Raw genomic sequence first — 24,967 nt, 5'->3', positions numbered from 1 at the left:
GCGCTGCCATACCTTGTGGCAAACACCTGTCAGCCCTAAGGCGATCCCTGTGGGAGCTGGCTTGCCGGCGATTGGGCTGCAAAGCAGCCCCCAAGGGTCAGCCTTCTAACACCCGGCAATAGAACTTCCACTCTTCTTCCAGCGCATGCGCCAGGTTCTGCGCCTTGCGGAACCCATGCCGTTCGCCCGCGTAGAAGTGCCCTTGCGCCTCGATCCCGTTGGCCTGCAACGCCGCCAGCATCGACCGGGTTTGCTCTGGCACCACCACCGCATCCAGCTCGCCCTGGAAGAAGATCACCGGCACCCTGATCTGCCCTGCATGCAGCAGCGGCGTGCGTTGGCGGTAGCGCTCGGCATCCAGGGCGGGGTCGCCAATCAGCCAGTCCAGGTAATCACCCTCGAACTTGTGCGTGGCACGCCCTAGCGCTATCGGGTCGCTGACCCCGTACAGGCTGGCACCGGCACGGAACACGTCATGGAACGCCAAGGCGCAGAGCGTGGTATAGCCCCCCGCGCTGCCACCGCGGATGAACGCCTTGCGTGGGTCGACCAGGCCCTGTGCTGCCAGGTGCCGGACCGCTGCACAGGCGTCGGCCACATCGCTCTCGCCCCAGCGCAGGTGCAGTGCCTGGCGGTACGCCCGGCCATAGCCGGTGCTGCCCCGGTAGTTCAGGTCGGCCACGGCAAAGCCGCGTTGGGTCCAGTACTGGATGCGCGGGTCGAGCACCGGGTAGCAGGCCGATGTCGGGCCGCCGTGGATGAACACCACCAGCGGTGCGGCCCCCTGCGAACGGGCCGCCGGGTAGAAGAAACCATGCGCCTGCTCACCATCACTGGCGTAGTGGAACGCCTGTGGCAGGCTGACGTGGTCGGCTGGCAGCACTTCGGCCCCACCGGCCAGCACGCGAACCTCGTGGTTGCTGCGGTCGATGGCAATCACCGCCGGCGGGCTGATGGGCGAGGCGGCGATGGCATAGAGGTGGTCGCCGTCGATGGCCAGGTTGCGAAAGCGGGTGTAGGCACTGGCGAAGCGCTCGGTGCGGCCATCGGCCCCGCGCACCCCCAGTTGGCCGAAGCCGTTTTCGAACCAGCTGGCCAGGTAGCTGTGTGAGCCCAATGGCAACCAAGTGCAGGTGCCCAGCTGCCAGGGGGCCGCCGCGTGGTCTGCCTGCTCGGCAGGCATCGCCTGCCACTGGCCATCGACTTCGCCCCAGGGTTGCCAGAACCCATTGCGGTCGGACAGGCAGTACAGCCGGCCTTCGCCATCGAAGCGCGGCTGCTGCAGCGATTCCTCGGCTGCCGCCACGCACTGCGCGGGCAACCAGTGGCCACTGGCATCGCGCATGCGGCACATCAACCGGGTCACGGTCCATGGCTGTGCCGGGCGGTCCCATTCGATCCACGCCAGGCGCTGGCCGTCGCCACTCACCGTCGGTGCAGCATAGAAGTCGGCGCCTTCGGCAAGCACTTCGCAGCCGCCGTCGCGCAGCGCGACCAGGCGATGTTCGACCTGGTCGGCGTGGCGTTCTTCAACCGCCAGTACCTGGCCGTCGTGCCATTGCACATCGCCATAGCGGCAGTTGGCATTCTGCGTCAGGGCCCGCGGTTCCAGGTCGTCCAGCGGTTGGGTATAGACCTGCTGGTCCTGCTCGTTGACGAACACCAACCCGTCGCCGCCCAGGCAGAAACTGCCACCGCCATACTCGTAGACCCGGCTGCGCACGCTGAAGCCATCCGGGGTCAGGCAGCGAGCCTGGCAGTACAACCAGTGCCAGATGCGGCAAGCCCCATCGGCTGGGCGAAATTCCAGCCAGAACAGCCCGTCGGCACTGACCTTGAGTTCGGCAAAGTCGGTGCCGGCGGCCACGGCCTGGGCCGCGCTGAATTCAGCCGCGGGCGATGACACGGGAGTTACGTTCATTGCGGAAGGTCATCTGTTCAATGGCGAGCTGGGCGCTTTCGGCCTCCTCGCGGGCCTTGAGAATGATGCCGTGGTCGGCCGACTTGGCGCACACCGGGTCGGCGTTGCGGGCGTCGCCGGTCAGCATGAAGGCCTGGCAGCGGCAGCCGCCGAAGTCCTTTTCCTTTTCGTCGCATGAGCGGCACGGTTCGCGCATCCACTCGTAGCCACGGAAGCGGTTGAAGCCGAACGACTCGTACCAGATGTGGTGCAGGTCGTGCTCACGCACATTAGGGAACTGCACCGGCAGCTGGCGGGCGCCATGGCAGGGCAGTGCGGTACCGTCAGGTGTGATGGTGAGGAACAGGTTGCCCCAGCCATTCATGCAGGCCTTGGGGCGCTCTTCGTAGTAGTCCGGGGTGACGAAGATCAGCTTGCACGGGTTGCCTTCGGCCTTGAGTTTTGCGCGGTACTCGTTGGTGATGCGCTCGGCACGCTCCAATTGCGCGCGCGTTGGCAGCAGGCCAAGGCGGTTGAGGTGCGCCCAGCCATAGAACTGGCAGGTGGCAAGCTCGACGAAGTCGGCTTCCAGCGCGATGCACAGCTCGATGATGCGGTCGATCTTGTCGATGTTGTGCCGGTGGGTGACGAAGTTGAGCACCATCGGGTAGCCGTGGGCCTTCACTGCGCGGGCCATTTCCAGCTTTTGCGCAAAGGCCTTCTTCGAGCCGGCCAGCAGGTTGTTGACCTGCTCGTCGCTGGCTTGGAAGCTGATCTGGATATGGTCCAGGCCGGCCTCCTTGAATTCGGCGATGCGCGCCTCGTTCAGGCCAATGCCGGAGGTGATCAGGTTGGTGTAGTAACCCAGCCGACGGGCCTCGCCAATCAGCTCGGCCAGGTCCTGGCGCACCAACGGCTCACCACCGGAAAAGCCGATTTGCGCGGCGCCCATCTGGCGTGCCTCGGCCATGACCTTGAACCACTGTTCGGTGTTCAGCTCCTGGCCCTGGGCGGCAAAGTCCAGCGGGTTGGAGCAGTACGGGCACTGCAGCGGGCAACGGTAGGTCAGCTCGGCCAGCAGCCACAGCGGCAAGCCCACAGCGGGCGTGGGCGGCAACTCAGGCGAGGACGATCCAGTGTTCGGCACGGGCTACCTCCATGAACTGCTCGATGTCCTCGGCTACCTGGGGCACGCCGGGGAATTGCTGTTCGAGTTCGTTGATGATCGCTGCTACGTCGCGCTGGCCATCGATCAGCCCACCGATCAGGCTGGCGCTGTCATTGAGCTTGATCATGCCTTCAGGGTAGAGCAGCACATGGCCTTTCTGCGCCGGTTCGTACTGGAAGCGGTAGCCGGGGCGCCAGTTCGGCACTTGGTTACGGTCGAAACTCATAGGGTGATCCCCTTGTGCCACACCCGGTCCTGGGTGACGGAGTGATAGGGCGGGCGGTTCAGCTCGTATGCCATGCTCATGGCGTCGAGCATGCTCCAGAGGATATCCAGCTTGAACTGCAGTATTTCCAGCATACGCTCCTGGCCTGCGCGGGTGGTGTAATGCTGCAGGGTAATGGCCAGGCCGTGCTCCACGTCACGCCGGGCCTGGCCCAGGCGGGTACGGAAGTACTCGTAGCCGGCCGGGTCGATCCACGGGTAGTGTTGCGGCCAGCTGTCCAGGCGCGACTGGTGGATTTGCGGGGCGAACAGTTCGGTCAGCGAGCTGCTGGCCGCTTCCTGCCAGCTGGCGCGGCGGGCGAAGTTGACGTAGGCGTCTACGGCAAAGCGCACGCCGGGCAGTACCAGCTCTTGTGAGCGCAACTGGTCGGGGTCCAGCCCCACCGCCTGGCCCAGGCGCAGCCAGGCCTCGATACCGCCGTCTTCGCCTGGGGCACCGTCGTGGTCGAGCAGGCGCTGTATCCACTCGCGGCGTACTTCGCGGTCGGGGCAGTTGGCCAGGATCGCGGCATCCTTCATGGGGATGTTGACCTGATAGTAGAAGCGGTTCGCGACCCAGCCCTGGATCTGCTCGCGGCTGGCCCGGCCCTGGTACATCGCCACATGATAGGGGTGATGGATATGGTAAAAGGCGCCCTTGGCGCGCAGGGCCTGCTCGAACTCGGCAGGGGACATCGGCAGTGCATCGCTCATTCGGCTGGCTCCTGTAAAACGCTTGACTGGCCTGGCAACTCACCCCTGTGGGAGCGGGCATGCCCGCGAACACCGGCCAAGCCGGTGCCATGAACTGTATTGGCTGCTTCGCGGGCATGCCCGCTCCCACAGGGGTTCAGTGTCGTCTGGCCGTCTGTATTTAGAACTCGATACTCATGCCATCGAAGGCCACTTCCACGCCCCGGCGCAGTACTTCGGCGCGTTCGGGCGATGCTTCATCAAGTATCGGGTTGGTGTTGTTGATGTGGATAAGCACTTTGCGCTGGCGCGGGAAGCCATCGAGCACTTCCAGCATGCCGCCGGGGCCGTTCTGCGCCAGGTGGCCCATCTCGCGCCCGGTGCGGGTACCAACGCCACGGCGCTGCATTTCATCGTCTTCCCACAAGGTGCCGTCGACCAGCAGGCAGTCGGCGCCGTGCATCATCGCCAGCAGCTTGTCATCGACCTGGCCCAGGCCAGGGGCGTAGAACAGCTTGCCGCCGGTACGGGTATCTTCGACCAGCAAGCCAAGGTTGTCGCCTGGGTGGGGGTCGAAGCGGTGCGGCGAGTAGGGCGGTGCGGCGCTGCGCAGCGGGAAGGGCGTGAAGCGCAGGTTGGGGCAGGCGTCGATCACAAAGCTGCCTTCGAGCTCGATGCGGTTCCACTGCAGCCCACCGTTCCAGTGGCTGAGCATGTTGAACAGGGGGAAGCCGGTGGTCAGGTCCTGGTGGACCATGTCGGTGCACCACACCTGGTGCGGGCAGCCTTCGCGCAGGCTGAGCAGCCCGGTGGTGTGGTCGATCTGGCTGTCCAGCAGCACGATGGCGTTGATGCCGGTATCGCGCAGGGCCCGGGCTGGCTGCATGGGCGCAAAGGCTTGCAGCTGCGCGCGGATGTCGGGCGAGGCATTGCACAGTACCCAGTGCACGCCGTCGTCGGACAGGGCGATGGACGACTGGGTGCGCGCCGTTGCGCGCAGGGTGCCGTCACGGTAACCCTTGCAGTTGACGCAATTGCAGTTCCACTGCGGGAACCCGCCACCGGCGGCGGAGCCGAGAACCTGGATATACATGGCCACTCTCTATGCTGTGCGAAATCCGTATCTTGAAAACGAAAACGCCCCGGCAGGCCGAGGCGTGGAACCGTAAGCCGGGCTTAGCGGTTAGCGAAGTACATGGTGACTTCGAAGCCGATACGCAGATCAGTGTAAGCAGGTTTGGTCCACATGGAGTTACTCCTTCCGGATGGGTTTTGGTTTGCTCAGCTACTACTTGGGTACCGCCATGCGCAGGAGGTTCCCAGAACTGGGATTGCGCTATCTTACAAGAAAAATTTGTACCGAAAGGTTAATTATTCGAAAAGTGCCATTGCACTTTGCGTAACAATCATGGGCTTTCGCCGTGCCAGGAAGTGTCTGGCGCGGCAGCGTTGGCCAGGCAAAGCCAGACAGCCCCCGTATCGAGCAGGTTGCTGAGCAACTGGTCCAGATCCGTCTGCCGCGTGTTCAGGATAGACCTGCGCAGGCCATCGAGCTGGCCTGGTTGTGTAGCCAGGTGTGTCTGCCATGCCCACTCGGTGACCTCCGCGTTGGCCATGGCCGGCTCGGCAAATTGCTCGGCCAAGGCCTGGCGAACCCCGGCGTCAAGGGTAACGCCCTGGCGCAGCAGGGCCGTCAGGTGGTCAAGGACCTGAACCTGGCCGGTGTGCGGAGACTGCACACCGAACAACAGGCCACCCACGCCCTCGATCTGGCGAAAGGCACTGAATACCGCGTAGCCCAGCTGCAGTTCTACCCGCAGCCTTTGGTACACCGGGCCTTGCAGTAATTGGGCGAGCAGGCGGCCGCGGGCTTCGTCTGCCGCAGGCAGTGGGCAAAACAGCAACAGGGCATGTTCACTGCCTGGGGCGCTAACGTGGTACCAGCGCTTGCTGGCCCAGCTGGGTGCCGGCGTAGGCCGCGCACCTTGGCCGGGGCACTGCTGCAAGGCAACACCCAGTGCGCCCAGCGCCCTGGCGTCGAAACCCGTGGCCAAGCCTTGCCACTGCGATTGCTGCCATAGGCTTGCGAGGTGCTGCTGCCCCAGCGAGCAATCCGGCGTTGTTTCAGGCAGGCCACCGGCTACCGCATCCGGCAGTTGCTGCAGCAACAGGCGGATGGGTATCAATGCCGGGGGCTGCGCGGCGCTGGCTTGCCAGCAGCTGGCAGGCGGTTCGCGCAGCAACCCCAACGCCTGTTGCGTTGTGCGCAGCACCGCCGCTGGCAGCCCGCCGCAGCGCAGCTGCCAGTAAGCGCCGGCACTGGTGAATTGCAGTTGCACCGAGGCGCGTTCACAACGTTCTTGCAACGGCGCCAGGGCCTGTTCGAGCACCCGTTTCAGCGGCTGGCGCAAGGGCGAAGGCACCTGCCAGCGCAGGTACAGCGCCGCGTACTGGCGCGAGGCCGGGAGCTGGCCACTGATGGTCAGCGCCGCCGGCAGCGGCTGCGGGTTGGCATTGGGCAGTTCGGCACTGAGCAACGGGTCGGCTGGCGGCAATTGCCAATGGCCGCGCTCGGCGCAGGGCAAATCATCAAGCAGCGCATCCAGCGCGTGCAGGCCTTGGGCATCCAGTTGGGCGAACGGCCGGCCTGCGCTGTCCCGGCGGGCCAGCTCCAGTGCGCTTGCGCTGTGCGCGCGGCTGCGCTGCAACGCACCGAACTGCTGGTTCAGCGAACGGCGGTCGGCTTGGCGCATGAAACTGAACCAGCCGTGCAGCAGGTCGCGGGCTTCGTCCGGGCAGGCGTTGGCACTGAGCTTGAGGTCGAGGTGCCACAGCAACTGACCGGCGAATGCATATAGTGTTTCAGCTTTGAAACTGTGCAGCCAGCCACGCTCACGCAGGGTGCCCAGCCAGGTACCGGGGCGGCTGTCTTCAAGGCCGGTGGTCAGCAGTTCCAGCGCCTGCTCGGCGCCACTTGGGAGCTGCTGGTGCGTGAACACCAGCGGGTCGGCCGCTGCCGACAGGCAGGGTGGCTGCGCCTGAGCCACAGGCTGCCCCACAGCGAAAAGCCCGGCATGTTGGCGGCCGATTCGCTCCAGCTCATCCAGCGGTTGTGGGCCGCACAGGCTCAAGGTGATCTGCCCGCCCTGGTAGAAGCGCCGGTGAAAACCGCCGAGCGCTTGCTGGAAGCGCGGATCCTGCAGGGCCAGGGTGTAACGGTTGCCGGCATGGAATGCGCCCAGCGGGTGGCCAGGCGCGGCCGCTTGCAGCAAGGCGAACTGCTGCTGGGCCTGCGGGTTGCGGGCCCAGGCGATGAACTCGGCGTGAATCACCTCGCGTTCGCGGCGCTGGCGCTCGCTGCCCAGGTCGGGTTCGGCAAGCATCTGGCACAGGCGCTCAAGGCCGCCGGCCAAAGCACTGGGTGGCACTTCGAAGAAAAAGTCGGTAGTACGTTCGCGGGTGCTGGCGTTGACTTGGCCGCCGAGGGTTTGCACGTAGCGCATCAAGCCATCGTTCAGCGCAAAGCGGGAGGTACCGAGGAAGAACAGGTGTTCGAGAAAGTGCGCCAGGCCGGGCCATTTGGCGGGGGCATCGTGGCTGCCCGCGTGCACCCGCAGTGCGGCCGCCGAGCGCTTCAGGCGCGGGGCGTGGCGCAGGGTCAGCTGCAGGCCGTTGGCGAGGGTCAGGTGGCGGGTGGCGTCAGGCATGGGGGGCTCCGGTTGCTCGGTTTCCATGCTAACCCATTTGTTCCCAGGCCCGGCCCCTTCGCGGGCGAGCCCGCTCCCACAGTACTGCACAGGGCTTTAGGTTCACGCGGTCGATGTGAAAGCGGCCCCCGTCAGCCTTGACGCAGGTGCAGCTCCTGGCGCAGATCGCTCAGGTAGGGGAAGGCTGCGCGCCCCTGCACCACCCGCTCATGCTCAAGTTCGGCCAGCAACAGGCATTCATCGTGCCCGGCCATCGCCAGCAGGCTGCCGTCCGGGGCGATGATGCTGCTTTGCCCGCAATACTGGATCTGCCCTTCTGCCCCGCAGTAGTTGGCATACACCAGATAACACTGGTTCTCCTGCGCCCGCGCCCGCACGGTCACCTGGCAGGTGAAATCGTAGGGCGCCATGTTCGCCGTTGGCACCAGAATCAGCTCGGCGCCGTCCAGTGCCAGGCGCCGGGCGTTCTCCGGGAACTCAATGTCGTAGCAGATCAGCAGGCCGACCTTCCAGCCCTCCAGCTGTACCACCGGGAAGTGATCGGGGCCGGGGCTGAACATCGAACGGTCCAGTTCACCGAACAAGTGGGTCTTGCGGTAGTTGCCCAGGCTTCGCCCATGGGCGTCGATCAACTGCACGCTGTTGTAGATCGCCCCGTCCTCGCCGCGCTCCGGGTAGCCATAGACAATGGCTATGCGGTGCGCCTGGGCGATTTCCACCACCGCCATGGCTGCCGGACCATCGGCCGCCTCGGCCAGGTGCTCCACCTGAGCCAGGCCGATGTTGTAGCCGCTGAGGAACATTTCCGGGCACACCAGCAACTGCGCGCCACGTTCTACTGCCAGCTGCGCCTGCTGGCGCAGCCGTTGCAGGTTGCCGGGTACATCCAGCGGCTGGGGATGGCCCTGGAACAGAGCGATGCGCATGTTGCCTCCTGCGTGTCAGTCGGCCAGGGCGATCGGGCCGATTTCGTCGAACACGTCGCCAGGGCCTGGGTTGTCGGGGTGGGTACGGCCACCGAAGTGGTTCATGATACCCCACACCGCATTCAGTGAAGTCTGCACCGCGCCCTCGACCCAGGCAGGTGTCCACGACACGTCGTCCCCGGCGATGAACATGCCGCGCTGTTCGGCGGGCATGTCCTGCTGCATGAAGTGCGCGTACATGCGCTGGTTGTAGCGGTAGTGGCCCGGCAATGCACCCTTGAAGGCGCCGAGGAAGTACGGGTCGGCTTCCCAGGACACGGTGATCGGGTCGCCGATGATGTGCCCGGCAATGTCGGTTTTCGGGTAGATCTTCTTCAGCGCATCCAGGGCCAGTTGCACGCGCTTTTCCACCGGGTGCGGCAGCATCTTCAGCGCATCGCTCATCCACGCGTAGGACAGGCAGATGACCCCCGGTTTGTGGTCACCGTTATCGAACAGGTATGTGCCGCGGGTGAGGCGGTCGGTGAGGGTCATGCTCATCAGGTCGCGGCCGGTTTGCGGGTCTTTGTCTTTCCAGAACGGCCGGTCGACCATGACGAAGGTCTTCGACGACTGCATGTAGCGGGTCCGGTCCAGGGCCATCCACATTTTTTGCGAGAACAGCGATTCCTCGCAGTCGATCTGCGTGGTCAGCAGCCAGGTCTGGCAGGTGGTGAGCACGGCACTGTAGTGGCGGGTGTCACCCCAGTTGTCGGTAACCGCCAGGCGCCCGTCGGCTGCGCGGGCGATACGTTTTACACCGGTACGCGGCGCGCCGCCGTGCAGTGCGCTAAGGCTGGTGCCCTGTGGCCAGTGCACGCAGCGCTCCGGTACATGGCGCCAGATACCTTGTGGCACCTGCTCAACGCCGCCGACTACCAGGTGCTGATGGTCGTCGCAGTTGGTCATGACCACGCGGAAAATTTCCAGCATCGAGTTGGGGAAGTCTGAGTCCCACCCGCCCGTGCCGAAGCCGACCTGGCCGAACACCTCGCGGTGCTGGAAGCTCAGCTTGGCGAACGAGCGCGAGGTGGCGACGAAGTCATAGAAGGTGCGGTCGTCCCACAGCGGTACCAGCTTGTTCCACAGCTCTTTCAGGCGGGTGACATCTCGGTCGCGGATGGCTTGCTGGATGTCGGAGAACTGGGCACCGCTTTCCAGCGCATCGGCCCAGGCGTCGGCCACTTCATGGAACAGTTGCGGCAAGTCGGCGGCCTTCTCGGCGTAGTAGGTCTGGCCCTCCAGGTCGATCACCGTACTGCCCGATGCCGGGGTCAGCGGGTTGGGGAAAGGCTTGGTTTCCAGGCCTAGCTTGTCCACATAGTGGTAGAAGGCAGTGGACGACACCGGGAAGCGCATGCCACCGAGTTCGGCCACGATCCCGTCGGTGCCGTTGAAGGCTTGCGAGCGCAGCCGGCCGCCAAGCTTGGAGGCCTCGTAGACCACCGGCTTGAGGCCCAGCTTCATCAGTTCGTACGCCGCCACCAGGCCGGCGATGCCCGCACCTACGATGGCCACCTCTTCACCGTGGCGTTCAGCCGGGATACTGCCAAGGCCTGCCGGGTGTTCAAGCCAGTCGTCGAAAGCGAAGGGAAAGTCCGGGCCAAAGATGGTGATCGGCTTCTTGCCGTCGGCGGGGTGGCGGTTTTTCTTGTTCATGAAGTGACCTTGCCAGAGGGGCTGCGCGGGGAGCAGAGCCTGAGTATAGGAGATGCCTGGTGGTCATTTTAGGGACAGCGGGGTTCGTAATTAAGATGCAGAGTGTTGTCTTAATGTCGTTTTCTGAGTCGAAATCTATTTTAAAAAATACATTATGACGAACACTTGCCCGTTGTAGGAGCGGCCTTGTGTCGCGAAAGGGCCGCAAAGCGGCCCCAGCAACATCTGCTGTATGCACAAATCCTGGGGGCGCTTCGCACCCCTTTCGCGACACAAGGCCGCTCCTACAACGGGCTGTGTAGCACTTGCGATCTGGGTGATCAGATACGTCCTACACCCATGCCTTGAGATAAAGAATTACCCTACACCCGCTATAGCCTCTGTCTGGCATCGCGGGAATCGTTTCATCGTTAACTTCACCCGATCGCCGAAATTCGGTGATCGGGCGTGAGAACCCGCTGATCTTTCTGGAGGCGCACTGCTATGGCAGCTGTGCGCGGGCAGGCTTTGCCTGGCCGGGTACACGCCTCCAAGTTCGCCGGTTCTCACCTCGTGCATGGCTGCCACCCAATTCCCGTGAGAAGGATGCGAATGGCCGCTAATCACCCCTGTGATGTGGAGGCTATACCATGACCGATCGCTTACCCGACCAGCGCGAAAAACTCAAACCCACCGCCGAAAAGCCCTTCTGCAACTGCGAAGCCAGCCACCCGCCGCTCTTCGCCATCCGCCCCGGCATCGACGCCGCCGACGCCTTGGTCCACGCCTGCCTGCTAGCCCGTGGCCTCAACCAGATTGCCTCTGACTACGCGCAACACCACGCCCCCGAGCGCAGCCGTGACATTGTCTGGTCGATGCAGCATTCTGCCGAAAGCCTGTCGGCCATCCTCGATGGCCTGCTTGACGGTCAGGAAGCCTGACCGCCAGCCCGCTCACAGCGGCTGACCGCGGTCCACCTTGCTGCTGAGGATGATCGACGTGGTGGTTTTCTCCACCCCGTCGACACTGCCGATCTGGTCAAGCAACTGGTCCAGTTGCTCGGGTGAGTCCGTGCGCAGCCAAGCCACGTAGTCGAATTCGCCGCTTACCGCGCACAACTGCTGCACTTGCCCCATGGCACTCAAACGCCGCACCACGTCCTTGCCGGAGCGCGGTTGCACCTTGATCCCCACATACGCTTGCAGCCCGCCACCGATCACGCTTTGCCCAAGGCGCACGCCGTAACCGGCAATGACCTTGGTCTTCTCCAGCCGCTCCAGGCGTGAGTTGACCGTGGTACGGGCGATACCCAGCTGGCGAGCGAGGTTGGCCACGCTTTCACGGGCGTTGATCTGCAGCAGGGCGATCAGCTGGCGATCGATTTCATCCAGGGTGATAAGGCGGGCATCCGACATGGCGAGTCTCTACGGTTGGCCCGCTAGCCTAGCCAGCCAATGCCGATCAGGGCAAGGCCAGCCGCTAGCGACGCGGCCCCTGTAGGAGCGGCCTTGTGTCGCGAAAGGGCCGCAAAGCGGCCCCGGCACTGGCGGGCACCGCAAGGTTCGCTGGGCTGCAAACGGCAAAGGTAAGCGTAGTGGTGTACGAGTAATTGCTTTCTATCGCTCAAGTGGATCGCGACCATTACCCTAGGGCGCGACGACGCACCAGGGGCTGACTGGGTCGGCTCAAGTGCTCAGCGTGCTATCTGGTAACGGGTGCTGCGCCCGCCACCGGGCAGCCGCTTGATGCAGCCTTTTTCCAGCAGGTCGCTCAGATGGCGGGTCGCGGTGGCTTTGGACACCTTGGCTACGGCTTGGTACTGGACTGCGCTGATACCGTTTTCAAAACCCCGTTCGCCGCCATCAAGCAGGCGGTTAAGCACTTTGACCTGCTCCGCCGATAGGGTTTGGCTGCGGTGAGCCTGCCAGAAGCGCGCCTTGACCAGCACTCGGTCGATACGAGCAAGAGCCTGCTCCAGGCTGTTGAGCAACGTCGTGAGAAACCATTGCAGCCAAGCAGTGATGTCCAGTGTGCTTTTCTGGCTGGCTTCAAGCATGCGGTAATAGCCTGCTCGGTCATCAAGGATGCTTGCGGACAGGGCATAGAAGCGGATGGCTTGATGTTCGCCCTGGGCCAAGGCCAGATCGGTGATGGCGCGGGTGAGGCGACCATTGCCGTCATCGAAGGGGTGCAGGGTAACGAACCAGAAATGGGCGATGCCAGCGCGCAGAAAGGGGTCAAGGCTGGCATCGCTTCGGCTGCTTTCGAACCAGGCGAGAAAGTTCGCCAATTGCTCTTCCAGGCCCGCGCGGGGAGGGGCCTCGAAATGTACCGTAGGGCGGTCTATGCGACCGGAAACGACCTGCATCGGCTCTTCGCCGCGCAGTGTGCCGATGTGTAGCGGTCGAGCCAGCAGTTGGTCATCGGTGGGGAATAGCCAACGGTGCCAGGTGAAAAGTCGCTGCTCGTCTAGCGCTTGTTGATACAGGCAGGTGGCATCGAGCAGCAGTTCCGCCAAGCCTTCGGAACGTGAGGTGGTGCGACCCTCTTCGCTCAGCCCCAAGCGCCGCGCCAGTGATGAACGCACCGAACCGACATTCAGTTGCTCACCCTCGATGGCTGAAGAAGTGACGATATTTTGAAGCATGGCATCCAGGCTGCTCTGCACTTCGGTGTCACTGCCCACCGCACCGAGCATTCCGAGCAAACGCCCCTGAGCGTGATTGCAAGCGCGCAGCAGCGGGGCAAGCGTTTCGCCTCCCCAGGTAAAGTGCGGCCAGTTGGGCTGCTGCCAGATCCAGCGCGGGTCATTCATGGGAGCGTTCATCTGTGAGCCGATTAGCGAGCCTATTCGGCTCATTCAGTGAGCCGATAATCCCCAGCCCGTTTTGGGGCTCCGGCTTGCCAAGTGCCGGAAGGGGTTTTGACCATTGTTGCCATATGAAAAGGACTCCAAAGGCAGACTGGCTTACCAGTACTGTACCGATTTTGTACCTTTTGGCCATGGAGCCAATAGCGAGACCACTACCTCAGAAAGCATAAAGCCGCGCAGTGCGCGGCTTTTCAGTAGCTGGTGGGCCCACACGGACTCGAACCGTGGACCAAAGGATTATGAGTCCTCTGCTCTAACCGACTGAGCTATAGGCCCTCAGTAAGTGGCCGGATTATAACGAGGGTTTCGCAGCTGTGCCATCTGAAAGATCCGATAGTGCTATGCGAAGGAACGAAGCGGCGAATTCCTCTGGCGGCAGTGGCAGGCTGACGATGTAGCCCTGGATCTGCTCGCAGCCTTCCGCTGCCAGGAAACGCTGCTGCGCCTGGTTTTCCACCCCTTCGGCAATGATGGTCAATTGCATGCTGCGGCCCAGCGCGATGATCGCCCGGGCGATGGCTGCATCGTGGGGGTCGTCAGGTAGGCCGCGGATGAACGACTTGTCGATCTTGAGGATATCCAGCGGCAGGCGCTTGAGGTAACTCAGCGATGAATAGCCCGTGCCGAAGTCGTCAATGGCCAACTGCACGCCCAGTTTCTTCAGCTGGTGGAGCACGACCAAGGCTTCTTCGGCCTGGCTCATGATGAAGTTCTCGGTAATTTCCAACTGCAGGTCGCCCGCCTTCAGGCCGTAGGTCTTGAGTAATTGCTCGATGCGCTTGGCCAGGCCGTGATGGCGCAATTGGGCGCCAGCCAGGTTGATCGAAAGCGGGCCGAACGCCTCATAGTCCCGCTTCCAGCGATGCATCTGCCGGCAGGCCTGCTCCAGTACCCAGTCACCCAACTGCAGGATGGTGCCGTTCTCTTCGGCCAGGTGGATGAAGTGCTCGGGCGGCACCTCACCGAAGGTCGGGTGGCTCCAGCGGATCAGTGCTTCGGCGCCGACCAGGCTCTGGGTCTTGAGGCTGAGCTTGGGCTGGAAGCACAGGCTCATTTCATTGCGCTCCACGGCGCGGCGCAGTTCATGCTCCAGGGCAATGCGTTCGCTGGCCTGGGCGGTGAGGTCGCGGGTGTAGGCTTCGACGCGGTTGCGGCCCTTGGCCTTGGAGCGGTACATGGCGGCATCGGCGTTGCGGATCAGCGTGGCGACGTCGCTGCCGTCTTGTGGGTACAGGCTGATGCCAATGCTGGCGCTGGTGAAGAACTCGTGTTCGCCAGCCTGGAACGGTGCGTTGAAGCAAGCCAGCAGCTTGTTGGCGATGGAGCTGGCGTCGCTGGGCTTGTGCAGGCCGGGCAGCAGGATGATGAACTCGTCGCCGCCCAGGCGGGCCACGGTGTCGACGTCGCGTACCTGCTCTTTCAGGCGCTGGGCGATGCCTTTGAGCAGCAGGTCGCCGACCGGGTGGCCGAGGCTGTCGTTGATGTGCTTGAAGCGGTCAAGGTCAAGGAACAGCACCGCACCCTGGCGGTTGGACACCTGCGCACAGGCCAGTGCAGCCTGCAGGCGGTTCTCGAACAAGGCGCGGTTGGGCAGGCCGGTCAGTGGGTCGTGGTGGGCCTGGTAGTCGAGTTTGGCCTGGGCATGCTTGAGGCTGGAAATATCAGCGAACACTGCGACGAAATGGGTGATTTCGCGCTCGGTGTTGCGCACCGCGCTGATGGTCAGCCAGCTGGGGTACAGCTCCCCGCTCTTGCGTTTGTTGAAGATCTCGCCTTGCCAGTGGCCTTCAGCGGTCAACTGGTGCCACATGGCGGCGTAGAAGGCACTGTCGTGCTGGCCGGAGGCGAGCAGGCGCGGGGTTTGGCCGAGGGCTTCGATTTCGCTGTAGCCGGTAATTTCGCTGAACGCACGGTTGACCGCACTGATGCGCTGGTCGATGTCGGTAATCAGTACGCCCTCGGCAGTGTTCTCGAATACCGTGGCGGCCAGTTGCAGTTTTTCCTGCATGAGGTGGCGTTCGGTAATGTCGCGGGCAATGGTCAGCATGCAGTCGATCCCGGCAATCGGCAGTGGCCTTGCCGAGAGTTCGCACAAGCGGATCTGCCCGTCGCTGCGGCGAATGTGGCAAGTGAAATCACGCACGAAGCCGTCGCGGTTCAACTGGTCGACCAGGCGTTTGCGCTCGTTGAGGTCCACCCAGATGCCAAGGTCCAGCGACGTCTGGTCGATGGTCGGGTTCAGATCGTAGCCGGTCAGGCGGCAGAAGCCTTCGTTCACCTCCAGCAGCAAGCCGTCACTCTGGCGCGACAGCAGCAGCCCGTCGGGTGAGGCATGGAAGGCTTTGGCGAATTTTTCTTCAGAGGTTTGCAGTTGCTGCTGGGTTTCCTTGAGCTGGCTGATGTCGCGTACCGCTACTACCAACGCGGGGGTGCCGTCGAGCTCGAAGGTTTCCGCCGAGGTCAGGCCGGTAAACAATTGGCCATTGCTGCGGCGGAAGGTCATCTCCAGGTTGCGGATACCGCCTTGGTGCAGGCGCTCCAGCACCCGTGGCCCGCTGCCTTCTACGCCCCACAGGTTGAGCTCGGTAGCGGTACGGCCGATCACCTGGTCCGGCGCCAGGCCGATCTGTTCCTCGAACGCCTCGTTCACCTCCAGCAGGCAGCCATCGCTGTGTCGCGCGATAAGCAGGATGTCGGGGCATTGCTGGAACACCGAGGCGAATTTTTGCTCGGACAACCGCAGGGCGTCCTCGGTGCGCTTGGTTTCGCTGATGTCGATCATCAGGCCGCGCATCACGGGGTGGTGGCCATGTTCGATCATGCTGACGATGTTGCGTACCCAAAGCGCTTGGCCGTCGGCGCGGATGACTCGGTAGTCGAGGCTGTGGTCGCGCCCGGCGGCGGTTTCGCTGTCGCAGTACGCCTGGGCCCAGAGGGCATCTTCCGGGTGCAGTATGCTGCGCCAGAAGCCCGGTTTCAGCCAGTCGGTCAGCGGGTAGCCGAGCAGGCCCTCGGCGTGGGGTGACACATAGCTGTAGGTATAGTCATTGGCGTCGGCTTCCCAGGCGATGGCTGAAAGGCTTTCGACCAGCCCACGGTAGTGGTATTCGCTGCTGCGCAGCTCCTGCTCCAGGGCAATGCGGCGGGAAATTTCCGAGCTGAGCCGGCGGTTGATGCGGATGACAATGGCCAGTACGCCCATCAGGAACAGCACGGTTGGCAGGCCGTACACCAGCAAGTCGGACCAGAACATCCGCTGATCGACCACATTGCCCACCCAGCGCTGCTGGATCTCGCTGATTTCGCCGCTGCTCATGTCGGCCATCACTTTGTCGAGAATGCCGACCAGGACTGGATTGTTGCGCGGCACGGCCATGGCCAGTTGATAGCGATAGGGTGTTTCACCGCTGACATACAGGCCATCGAGCTTCAGCTGGCGCAGGCTCCAGATACTCGATGCCAAGTCCCCGACCACAGCATCCACCTGGTCGGTGGCCAGGGCCTGCAGCGCCGAGCTGACGTTAGGCAGTGCCACCAGGTTGAGGTCTGGGTGGTGGGTGCGCAGCAACTCATGTGGCGCATAATTTTCGACCACGGCAATTTTCAGCCCATACAGGTCTTTCAGGTCGCGCGGTTGAGCGCCGCCCTTGTGGGCGAGGATCACGATGGGAAAGTCCAGGTATGGCCGGGTGAAGGACAGGTAGGCCTGGCGTTCTGGCGTCGACATGATGCCGGGCAGTAAGTCGATTCGGTTTTCGCGTGCCTGTGCCAATACCTCGGTCCAGTTACTGGGCTCGACCGGTTTCAGTGTCACGCCCAGGCGTTGCTGGATCTTGGCGATGTAATCGGCGGCCAATCCCTGGTAGCGGCCCTCCTGGTCGCGAAACTCGAACGGCGGCCAGGAGGCATCTACGCCCAGGCTCAGCTGCGGGTGGGCAGCCAGCCAGGCTTGCTCCTCGTCTGTCAGGGTAAGGGCGCCGGCCGTTGTGCTCCAGACAATCAGGATCAGCAACAGGATGGCCGGCTTCAGGGGCATGACGGCCTCGCTTTCAGGTGGTCTGAAGTCGAGTGTAGACGGGCATTGCTGCTGGTGTGCGGAAGAACAAGAGGCCTTTTGTCAGATACAACAGTGCCTTGAGAAAAACCCCGGCTTGGGCTTAATGCGAGTCAGTTAAGAAATTTGGGGTCGCTTTGCGACCCTTCGCGGGCACGCCCGCTCCCACAGGGGATCGCGCATTTCTTGAGTGGGAGCGGGCGTGCCCGCGAAGGGCTGCAGAGCAGCCCCAGTAACGCTTAACTAACAGGCATTAGGCCTGGGCCGGGGTTTGTTCGTCACTCGTCGAGGAAGGAGCGCAGGTGCTCGCTGCGCGTCGGGTGGCGCAATTTGCGCAACGCCTTGGCTTCGATCTGACGGATCCGCTCACGGGTCACGTCAAACTGCTTGCCTACCTCTTCAAGGGTATGGTCGGTGTTCATGTCGATACCGAAACGCATGCGCAGCACTTTGGCTTCGCGTGCGGTCAGGCCCGAGAGCACGTCACGGGTAGCTTCTTTCAGGCTCTCGACCGTGGCTACATCGATCGGGGACTGCATGGTCGAGTCCTCGATGAAGTCGCCCAGGTGCGAGTCTTCGTCGTCACCGATCGGGGTTTCCATGGAAATCGGCTCTTTGGCGATTTTCAACACCTTGCGGATCTTGTCCTCAGGCATTTCCATGCGCTCACCCAGCTCTTCCGGGGTCGGTTCGCGGCCCATTTCCTGCAGCATCTGCCGGGAAATACGGTTGAGCTTGTTGATCGTCTCGATCATGTGCACCGGAATACGAATGGTGCGAGCCTGGTCAGCGATCGAACGGGTGATTGCCTGGCGAATCCACCAGGTGGCGTAGGTCGAGAACTTGTAACCACGACGGTATTCGAACTTGTCTACCGCCTTCATCAAGCCGATGTTGCCTTCCTGGATCAGGTCGAGGAACTGCAGGCCACGGTTGGTGTACTTCTTGGCGATGGAGATAACCAGACGCAGGTTTGCCTCGACCATTTCTTTCTTGGCGCGGCGGGCCTTGGCTTCACCGATCGACATGCGACGGTTGATTTCCTTGATCTCGGCAACGGTCAGGCCGGTTTCGGTCTCAAGGTCGATCAGCTTTTGCTGGCAAGCGACGATGGCGGCGTCCTTTTCACCCAGGGCAGCAGCCCATTTGGTGTTGCGCTTGGCCAGGTCACCGCTCCAGGTCTGGTCGGTTTCGTTGCTTGGGAACATGCGCAGGAAGTCGGCGCGCGGCATGCGGGCGTCACGCACGCACAGCTGCATGATGGCGCGTTCTTGCTGGCGCAGACGGCTCAAGGCGTCACGCACGCGCTCGACCAGTACCTCGAACTGCTTCGGTACCAGTTTGATCGGCATGAACAGGTCAGCCAGGGCCTGCAGGGCCTCGATGCTTTCCTTGTGGTTGCGACCGTGTTTTTTCAGAACCTTGTTGGTGACCTGAAGCTGGTCGTTGACCGCACCGAAACGCTGTGCGGCAACAACGGGGTCAGGACCGCTTTCGGTCTCTTCTTCGTCGTCACTGCCTTCGCTTTCTTCGTCTTCCTCGTCCGACTCTTCCTTGGCCGCTGGGGCCTTGGCGCCGATGACCGGCACCTCGTCGGTAGGCGCTGCGATATTGTCGTCAGGGTCGATGTAACCGCTGAGAACATCGGACAGGCGGCCACCTTCGGCGGTGACACGGTCATATTCGCCGAGAATGTAATCGACAGTGCCCGGGAAGTGGGCGATGGCGCCCATGACTTCACGAATGCCTTCCTCGATACGCTTGGCGATTTCGATCTCGCCTTCGCGGGTCAGCAGCTCGACTGTACCCATTTCGCGCATGTACATGCGCACCGGGTCGGTCGTGCGGCCGATATCGGTTTCAACTGCCGCCAACGCAGCAGCGGCTTCTTCGGCCGCGGCTTCGTCGGTGTCGGCTTCCGCCAACAGAAGGGCATCCGCATCCGGAGCACTCTCGAATACGTTGATCCCCATGTCGTTGATCATGCGGATGATGTCTTCCACCTGTTCCGGATCTGAAATATCCTCAGGCAGGTGGTCGTTGACCTCCGCGTAAGTCAGGTAGCCCTGCTCACGACCGCGGGTGATCAACTCTTTGATACGAGACTGCTGTTGCGCTTTTCCGGACATAACACCCTATCCACTGAAGGTCTTGGCGGGCAAAAAACAAGCCGAGGATTATACCCGAGCATGGGCCTCACGCGCCAGATGAGGTCGGCGTTTGTGCGGGAACATTCCGGCTCAGCAAGGCGAGGAGCTGGGTTTTTTCCTCGCTGGTCAATTCGCTTTGACGTGATTTCCTGAGCAGTTGTTCCAGGCTGCGCTCGCGTTGGCGGGCGGACAAGCTAGTAATGGTGTCGAAAAACTGTTGTTCAAGGTTGTCGGCCACGATCAGCCATTCCTTTTCTGCCAAGGCCCGCAGCAGGCGGCCCTGTTCGGTGCCATGCCAGCGTGCAATCAGCTGCATTGAGCTTAGCCCAGGATTTTTCTGTGCGGCTTCGATCAATGCCACCAGCAGCTGGCTGTACAGGTGCTCTTCGTCGGCGAAGTGGCTGGCATCTTCCACCTTGCCCGCCAGCAGCGGGTGGTGCAGCAAGGTGCGCAGGGCCGCCAGGGTAGGGGGTTCGACCGGCGCCGGCACCCGTGGCGGCGCTTCATCGCGCTGCCAGTTTTTCCCGCCCTTGCGGTTCTTGTCCCATGGTTTGTCGCCCCACGGCTTCTTGCCGCCGCCCTTGTTGGGCTTCCAGGCCTGCTCCTGCTGGAACGGCGCCGGCTCGAACTGCGGCATGTCACCATAGTCGGGGGTGTAGCTGGCCATGGCGTCGTAATCGTAGCCAGGGTCGTAGTCCGGCATGCTGGTGGGCGCGGGTGCCTGCTGGGCCAGTTGCTCGACCTGTTGAGGGTCGAGGCCGGTGATTTCTTTCAGGCGGTTGCGCATCAGCTGGCGCAGGTTGGCGCCGGGAATCTTTTCGATCAACGGTGCGGCCAGGGTCGCCATGTGGGCCTTGCCTTCCAGCGAGCGCGGGTCGGCTTCGACGCCCAGTTGCTCGAAGAAGTAGTCGGCCAGCGGCTGGGCGTGCTGGTTGATGCGGGCCATGAAGGCGTCGGTGCCTTCGGCGCGTACCAGGCTGTCTGGGTCTTCGCCTTCAGGCAGGAACAGGAAGCGCGCCCGACGGCCGTCCTGCAGGTTGGGCAGCGCCGACTCCAGCGCGCGCCATGCCGCTTTGCGCCCGGCCTGGTCGCCGTCGAAGCAGAACAGCACGCTGGGCACCACGCGGAACAGGCGCTTGAGGTGTTCTTCGCTGGTGGCCGTGCCAAGGGTGGCCACGGCATTGCGCAAGCCTTGCTGGGCGAGGGCGATGACATCCATGTAGCCCTCGACAACGATGATTTCGTCGAGGTTGCGGTTGTGCTTGCGCGCCTCGTACAACCCGTATAGTTCCTGGCCCTTGTGGAATACCGGGGTTTCCGGGGAGTTCAGGTACTTGGGTTTGTCGTCGCCGAGCACCCGGCCACCAAAGGCGATGATGCGCCCGCGGCTGTCACGGATGGGGAACATTACCCGGTCGCGGAAGCGATCGTAGCGCTTGCCGCTTTCGGCGTTCTCGATCAGCAGGCCGGCATCGATCATCACCTTCTGCTGCAGGGTATCGGCGCCTAGGTGCTTGAGCAGGTTGTCCCAGCCGGGCGGAGCGAAGCCCAGGCAGAAATCGCGGGCAATTTCCCCGGACAGGCCACGGCCTTTGAGGTAGTCCACCGCCGCCTTGCGGGTCGGGTGGCTGCGCAACGCCTGGCGGTAGAACTCGGAGGCTGCATCCAGCAGCGGGTATAGCGGCGAATCGGTGGGCTGGCGTGGCTTGTTGTCACGGCGCCCTTGTTCGCGGGGCACTTCCATGCCGGCGGCGCGGGCCAGCTCCTCGACGGCCTGGGGGAAATCCAGGTTGTCGTGGTCCATGACAAAGCCCAGGGCGTTGCCACCGGCGCCGCAGCCGAAGCAGTAGTAGAACTGCTTGTCGGGGCTGACCGTAAAGGAAGGGGTTTTTTCCTTGTGGAACGGGCAGCAGGCGGAGTAGTTCTTGCCGGTTTTTTTCAGCTGGACGCGCGAACTCACCACATCGACGATGTCGAGGCGGTTGATCAGGTCGTCAATGAAGCTCTGGGGAATCAGCCCGGCCATGGCAGTCTCGTCATCTGGCAACTGGCAAGTCTAATCGCTCGCGCGCCGAATGGGGCGGGTGCCGCTTGATATGGTGCGAGGAAATGTGTGCTCGCCGCCGGCCACTAGGGGCCCGTCAGTCTGACGTGCACGTCTGGTCATGGAACAGCGAAGACCAGCTCTGACGTTTCAGGCAGGTTGCCCGTATGCAGTTCGCGTGAAGCTTGTGCGGGGCCTTGGGCTGGCTGCCCAAGTGTAAAACGACCACTGCCATCGCCCGGCGTTAGCCGGGCAGGGCAGAAGCTTTGCGTTGAACGCCTGTATTAGTACAGGCGAACGGCGCGGCGCTGTTCGCGCTGAACTTTCTTGGCGTGACGCTTAACAGCAGCAGCTGCTTTGCGCTTACGCTCTGCGGTCGGCTTCTCGTAAAACTCGCGGCTACGAACTTCAGCCAGTACACCGGCTTTTTCGCAGGAGCGCTTGAAACGACGCAGAGCTACGTCGAAGGGTTCGTTCTCTTTAACTTTGACGGCTGGCATCCAGGGCTACCTTAATTCATTACCGGGGTAGACGTGCTCCTGGCAAAACAAAGGTGTGCTGGAGAACGTCGGTTTTCAAGGGTTGCGGATGTTAACCCTTAGCAAGCCGGAATGCAAAGCCTCTGATCGAAAACCGCTGGTCGGCACTCGGCACGGGGACTATCATGCGCGGCTTCGAATTCAGCCCCCACAAGGGACGAGCCCATGCTAGTACTGGGATTGGAAACATCCTGCGACGAAACTGGCGTCGCATTATACGACAGCGAACGCGGTTTGTTGGCCGACGCGCTGTTCAGCCAGATCGACCTGCACCGCGTGTTTGGCGGTGTGGTGCCCGAGCTTGCCTCGCGTGACCACGTCAAGCGCATGCTGCCCCTCATCCGCCAGGTGCTGGACGAGGCGGGCTGTGTCGCCACCGAAATCGACGCCATCGCCTATACCGCCGGCCCCGGCCTGGTCGGGGCCTTGCTGGTGGGGGCGTCGTGCGCCCAGGCCCTGGCATTTGCCTGGGACATTCCGGCAATTGGCGTACACCACATGGAAGGCCACCTGCTGGCGCCCATGCTGGAAGAAAACCCGCCCGAATTTCCGTTCGTCGCTTTGTTGGTGTCCGGCGGCCATACCCAGCTGGTTCGTGTGGATGGCATCGGCCAATACGAGCTGCTGGGCGAGAGCCTGGACGATGCCGCTGGCGAAGCTTTCGACAAGACCGCCAAGCTGATTGGCCTGAATTACCCGGGTGGCCCGGAAATCGCGCGCCTGGCCGAGCAGGGCGTGCCGGGGCGCTTTGTGTTCCCCAGGCCGATGACCGATCGCCCTGGCCTGGAATTCAGCTTCAGTGGCCTGAAGACGTTCGCCCTGAACACCTGGCAGCAGTGCAAGAATGCTGGCGACGACGGCGAGCAAACCCGTTGCGACGTGTCGCTGGCATTCCAGCAGGCCGTGGTAGAGACTTTGACCATCAAGTGCAAGCGGGCCCTCAAGCAGACGGGCCTCAAGCGCCTGGTCATCGCCGGTGGCGTAAGTGCCAACAAGGCCTTGCGCGCCTCGCTGGAAGAGATGCTGGCCGGCATGAAGGGCAACGTGTATTACGCGCGGCCGCAGTTCTGCACCGACAACGGCGCGATGATCGCCTATGCCGGCTGCCAGCGGCTGCTGGCCGGGCAGCAGCAGGGCCTGGGGATCAGCGTGCAGGCACGCTGGCCGATGGAGCAATTGCCACCGCTGTAACGGTGGGCGGCAAGGTTCAGAAGTGGCGTTCGCGCCCGGCAAACAGATCGCGCAGGTTGCTGCGGTGGCTCCAGACGATCAAGGCGGTGAGCACGGTGATCGGCAGCAGGGCTTCCGGCTCGCGCCAGGCCAGCAATGGCAAGGTCAGCGGGGTGGCGATCAGCGCGGCCAGCGAGCTGGTACGGGTGAGGTAGAAAATCAGCAGCCAGGCGCCAACCGCCAGCAGCGCGGCGGGGAAATACAGGCCCATGAGCATGCCGGCCGCCGTCGCCACGCCCTTGCCACCCTGGAAGCGGAAGTACACTGGAAACAGGTGGCCCAGCACTGCATACACGCCTACCCAGGCCTGTTCTTGCAGGTCCAGCCCGGCGAGGCGGGCGAGCAATACTGGCAGCAGGCCCTTGCACAGGTCGCCAAGCAGGGTCAGGATCGCCATTTTACGGCCTGCCAGGCGTAGCATGTTGGTAGCGCCGGCATTGCCTGAACCACTGGAACGCGGGTCCGGGCTGCCTGAGAGGCGGCTGAGAACAATGGCGAAGGACAGCGAGCCGAGCAGGTAGGCGAGCAACGCCAGTAACCAAAACATGCTAACTATTCCGGGCGAGGACGCCCTGATTCTAACGGCGCCAGTCGCCCTTGTCGTGCTGTGGAGAGAAGTGCTTGGACAGAGTGTTCATCGAAGGCCTGGAAGTCGATACCGTTATCGGTGCCTATGACTGGGAGCGGGATATTCGCCAGTGCTTGCGCCTGGACTTGAGCTTTGCCTGGGACAACCGCCCCGCGGCGGCCGGCGACGACCTGAACCTGGCCCTGGATTACGCCAGCGTTTCGGCGCGTATCCAGGCATTCGCCGAGCAGGCCCGTTTCGAGCTGGTGGAAACTTTTGCCGAGCGCCTGGTGGCTGCCTTGATGGAAGAGTTCCACATCCCGTGGGTGCGGTTGAAGCTGACCAAGCCTGGCGCGGTGCCGGCGGCCCGTGGCGGTGTTGGCGTGGAGATCGAGCGCGGATGTCTCTGAGCACGGTTTACCTGGGCCTTGGCAGCAATGTCGACCGTGAGGCGCATTTGTGTGCCGGGCTTGATGCATTGGCCGCGATTCTCACCGACATGCGCTGCTCTCCGGCTTTCGAAAGCCAGGCGGTGGGGATCAAGAGCGGGCCATTCATCAATTTCGTGGTCAGCGGGCAAACCGCGCTGCCGTTGATCGAACTGGACCGCCGGCTGAAGTTCATCGAGGCCGACAATGGCCGTTATGCGCCTGACCGCAAAGGGTTGCCGCTGGATATCGACGTGCTGATGTATGACGACCTGCATGGCAACTTCGATGGGCTGGTACTGCCTCGGGCAGAGATCTTGAAGAACGCCTTCGTGTTATGGCCGCTGTCGCTGCTGGCGCCGGAACTGGTGCATCCGGGGGCGGGCAAGACCCTGGCGCAGTTGTGGCAGGACGCGCAGATCGACCAGGTGCTGGCCCCGGTGGCCTTTGAGTGGCGTGGGCTGCAGTTGACGCCGGCGTAAGCCTGTTCCGGCCTTTTCGCGGGCTTGCCCGCTCCCACAGGTGAATCGTGCAGGCTTCTAATTTTGAGAAAGACAGTTGCTCGTGCAAGTCCGGCGGCAACTTCAAGCCAGCGCAGGCCCCTGTGGGAGCGGGCATGCCCGCGAACACCGGCGGAGCCGGTGCCAGGCACAGCGTCGCCTGCTTCGCGGGCAAGCCAGCTCCCACGGGGATCGCATCAGGGCTGACAGGTGTTTGCCACAAGGTATGCAGCGCCTGTTAGAGCGA

The 24,967-nt window shown here is 63.0% G+C and carries 20 protein-coding genes and 1 tRNA gene; 4 read left to right on the top strand and 17 right to left on the bottom strand.

The window, feature by feature from the left end; translation table 11 throughout:
• Positions 1–97: 97 nt before the first annotated feature.
• The 9 genes from EGJ22_RS21740 to EGJ22_RS21700 form a co-directional block, all read right to left on the bottom strand.
• Complete coding sequence (locus tag EGJ22_RS21740; RefSeq protein WP_029888063.1) at positions 98–1,921, bottom strand: S9 family peptidase; 1,824 nt, start codon at positions 1,919–1,921, stop codon at positions 98–100.
• The gene (pqqE, locus tag EGJ22_RS21735; RefSeq protein ID WP_029888064.1) at positions 1,887–3,047 is read right to left on the bottom strand and encodes a pyrroloquinoline quinone biosynthesis protein PqqE; all 1,161 of its coding nucleotides are present in this window, start codon (positions 3,045–3,047) and stop codon (positions 1,887–1,889) included. The genes EGJ22_RS21740 and pqqE overlap by 35 nt, the downstream gene beginning before the upstream one ends.
• Positions 3,019–3,294 carry a pyrroloquinoline quinone biosynthesis peptide chaperone PqqD gene (gene pqqD / locus EGJ22_RS21730; protein ID WP_009682813.1) on the bottom strand — a complete coding sequence of 92 codons (276 nt, stop codon included), beginning with the start codon at positions 3,292–3,294 and terminating at the stop codon, positions 3,019–3,021. The genes pqqE and pqqD overlap by 29 nt, the downstream gene beginning before the upstream one ends.
• Entirely contained in the window at positions 3,291–4,046 is a 756-nt protein-coding gene (pqqC, locus tag EGJ22_RS21725; protein WP_009682812.1) for a pyrroloquinoline-quinone synthase PqqC, read from the bottom strand. Before pqqC ends, pqqD begins: the two co-directional genes overlap by 4 nt.
• A 160-nt stretch (positions 4,047–4,206) precedes the next feature.
• Positions 4,207–5,118 carry a pyrroloquinoline quinone biosynthesis protein PqqB gene (pqqB, locus tag EGJ22_RS21720; RefSeq protein WP_029888065.1) on the bottom strand — a complete coding sequence of 304 codons (912 nt, stop codon included), beginning with the start codon at positions 5,116–5,118 and terminating at the stop codon, positions 4,207–4,209.
• An 83-nt stretch (positions 5,119–5,201) separates the two neighbouring features.
• A complete protein-coding gene (pqqA, locus tag EGJ22_RS21715; protein WP_003243383.1) occupies positions 5,202–5,273 on the bottom strand; it encodes a pyrroloquinoline quinone precursor peptide PqqA in 72 nt (23 codons plus the stop codon).
• 158 nt (positions 5,274–5,431) lie between these two features.
• Positions 5,432–7,732, bottom strand: coding sequence for a pyrroloquinoline quinone biosynthesis protein PqqF (gene pqqF / locus EGJ22_RS21710; RefSeq protein ID WP_064314627.1), 2,301 nt, complete (start codon positions 7,730–7,732; stop codon positions 5,432–5,434).
• A 131-nt stretch (positions 7,733–7,863) separates the two neighbouring features.
• Positions 7,864–8,658, bottom strand: coding sequence for a carbon-nitrogen hydrolase family protein (locus EGJ22_RS21705; RefSeq protein ID WP_029887889.1), 795 nt, complete (start codon positions 8,656–8,658; stop codon positions 7,864–7,866).
• 15 nt (positions 8,659–8,673) lie between these two features.
• Positions 8,674–10,356, bottom strand: coding sequence for an NAD(P)/FAD-dependent oxidoreductase (locus EGJ22_RS21700; protein ID WP_029887890.1), 1,683 nt, complete (start codon positions 10,354–10,356; stop codon positions 8,674–8,676).
• Between the two features lie 629 nt (positions 10,357–10,985).
• On the opposite strand from EGJ22_RS21700, the gene EGJ22_RS21695 reads away from it, so the two are divergent.
• Positions 10,986–11,276 carry a hypothetical protein gene (locus EGJ22_RS21695; protein WP_029887891.1) on the top strand — a complete coding sequence of 97 codons (291 nt, stop codon included), beginning with the start codon at positions 10,986–10,988 and terminating at the stop codon, positions 11,274–11,276.
• 12 nt (positions 11,277–11,288) lie between these two features.
• Here the strand turns inward: EGJ22_RS21695 and EGJ22_RS21690 are convergent, their stop codons facing one another.
• From EGJ22_RS21690 to rpsU, 7 genes are all read right to left on the bottom strand, one after another.
• Positions 11,289–11,750 (bottom strand): Lrp/AsnC family transcriptional regulator, encoded by a 462-nt coding sequence (locus EGJ22_RS21690; protein ID WP_029887892.1) that lies wholly within the window; start codon positions 11,748–11,750, stop codon positions 11,289–11,291.
• A gap of 278 nt (positions 11,751–12,028) precedes the next feature.
• Positions 12,029–13,150 (bottom strand): Fic family protein, encoded by a 1,122-nt coding sequence (locus EGJ22_RS21680; RefSeq protein WP_029887893.1) that lies wholly within the window; start codon positions 13,148–13,150, stop codon positions 12,029–12,031.
• 256 nt (positions 13,151–13,406) lie between these two features.
• Positions 13,407–13,483 (bottom strand) — tRNA-Ile (locus EGJ22_RS21675).
• Positions 13,484–13,499: 16 nt separating this feature from the next.
• Positions 13,500–17,243, bottom strand: coding sequence for a bifunctional diguanylate cyclase/phosphodiesterase (locus EGJ22_RS21670; protein WP_029887894.1), 3,744 nt, complete (start codon positions 17,241–17,243; stop codon positions 13,500–13,502).
• 296 nt (positions 17,244–17,539) lie between these two features.
• Positions 17,540–19,390 (bottom strand): RNA polymerase sigma factor RpoD, encoded by a 1,851-nt coding sequence (rpoD, locus tag EGJ22_RS21665; protein WP_009682803.1) that lies wholly within the window; start codon positions 19,388–19,390, stop codon positions 17,540–17,542.
• Positions 19,391–19,457: 67 nt separating this feature from the next.
• On the bottom strand, positions 19,458–21,437 hold the full coding sequence (gene dnaG / locus EGJ22_RS21660) for a DNA primase (protein ID WP_029887895.1): 1,980 nt from the start codon (positions 21,435–21,437) through the stop codon (positions 19,458–19,460).
• Positions 21,438–21,739: 302 nt separating this feature from the next.
• Entirely contained in the window at positions 21,740–21,955 is a 216-nt protein-coding gene (rpsU, locus tag EGJ22_RS21655) for a 30S ribosomal protein S21 (RefSeq protein ID WP_003255575.1), read from the bottom strand.
• 204 nt (positions 21,956–22,159) lie between these two features.
• Between rpsU and tsaD the strand changes: the two genes are divergently transcribed.
• The gene (gene tsaD / locus EGJ22_RS21650) at positions 22,160–23,185 is read left to right on the top strand and encodes a tRNA (adenosine(37)-N6)-threonylcarbamoyltransferase complex transferase subunit TsaD (protein ID WP_009682801.1); all 1,026 of its coding nucleotides are present in this window, start codon (positions 22,160–22,162) and stop codon (positions 23,183–23,185) included.
• 16 nt (positions 23,186–23,201) lie between these two features.
• On the opposite strand, the gene plsY is transcribed toward tsaD, so the two are convergent.
• Positions 23,202–23,771: a glycerol-3-phosphate 1-O-acyltransferase PlsY gene (gene plsY / locus EGJ22_RS21645; protein WP_009682800.1), complete on the bottom strand. Its 570-nt coding sequence runs from the start codon at positions 23,769–23,771 to the stop codon at positions 23,202–23,204.
• Between the two features lie 74 nt (positions 23,772–23,845).
• Here plsY and folB point away from each other — a divergent pair, with 74 nt between their 5' ends.
• Both folB and folK read left to right on the top strand, forming a co-directional pair.
• Entirely contained in the window at positions 23,846–24,202 is a 357-nt protein-coding gene (gene folB / locus EGJ22_RS21640; RefSeq protein ID WP_009682799.1) for a dihydroneopterin aldolase, read from the top strand.
• The gene (gene folK, locus EGJ22_RS21635; RefSeq protein ID WP_029887896.1) at positions 24,193–24,702 is read left to right on the top strand and encodes a 2-amino-4-hydroxy-6-hydroxymethyldihydropteridine diphosphokinase; all 510 of its coding nucleotides are present in this window, start codon (positions 24,193–24,195) and stop codon (positions 24,700–24,702) included. Before folB ends, folK begins: the two co-directional genes overlap by 10 nt.
• Positions 24,703–24,967: the final 265 nt, after the last annotated feature.

The sequence above is a fragment of the Pseudomonas sp. p99-361 genome, from assembly GCF_003935475.1.
In the GTDB taxonomy this organism is placed as follows: domain Bacteria; phylum Pseudomonadota; class Gammaproteobacteria; order Pseudomonadales; family Pseudomonadaceae; genus Aquipseudomonas; species Aquipseudomonas juntendi.
Note: the sequence above shows the minus strand (reverse complement) of the source record. Positions and strands in the feature narration are given on the sequence as shown.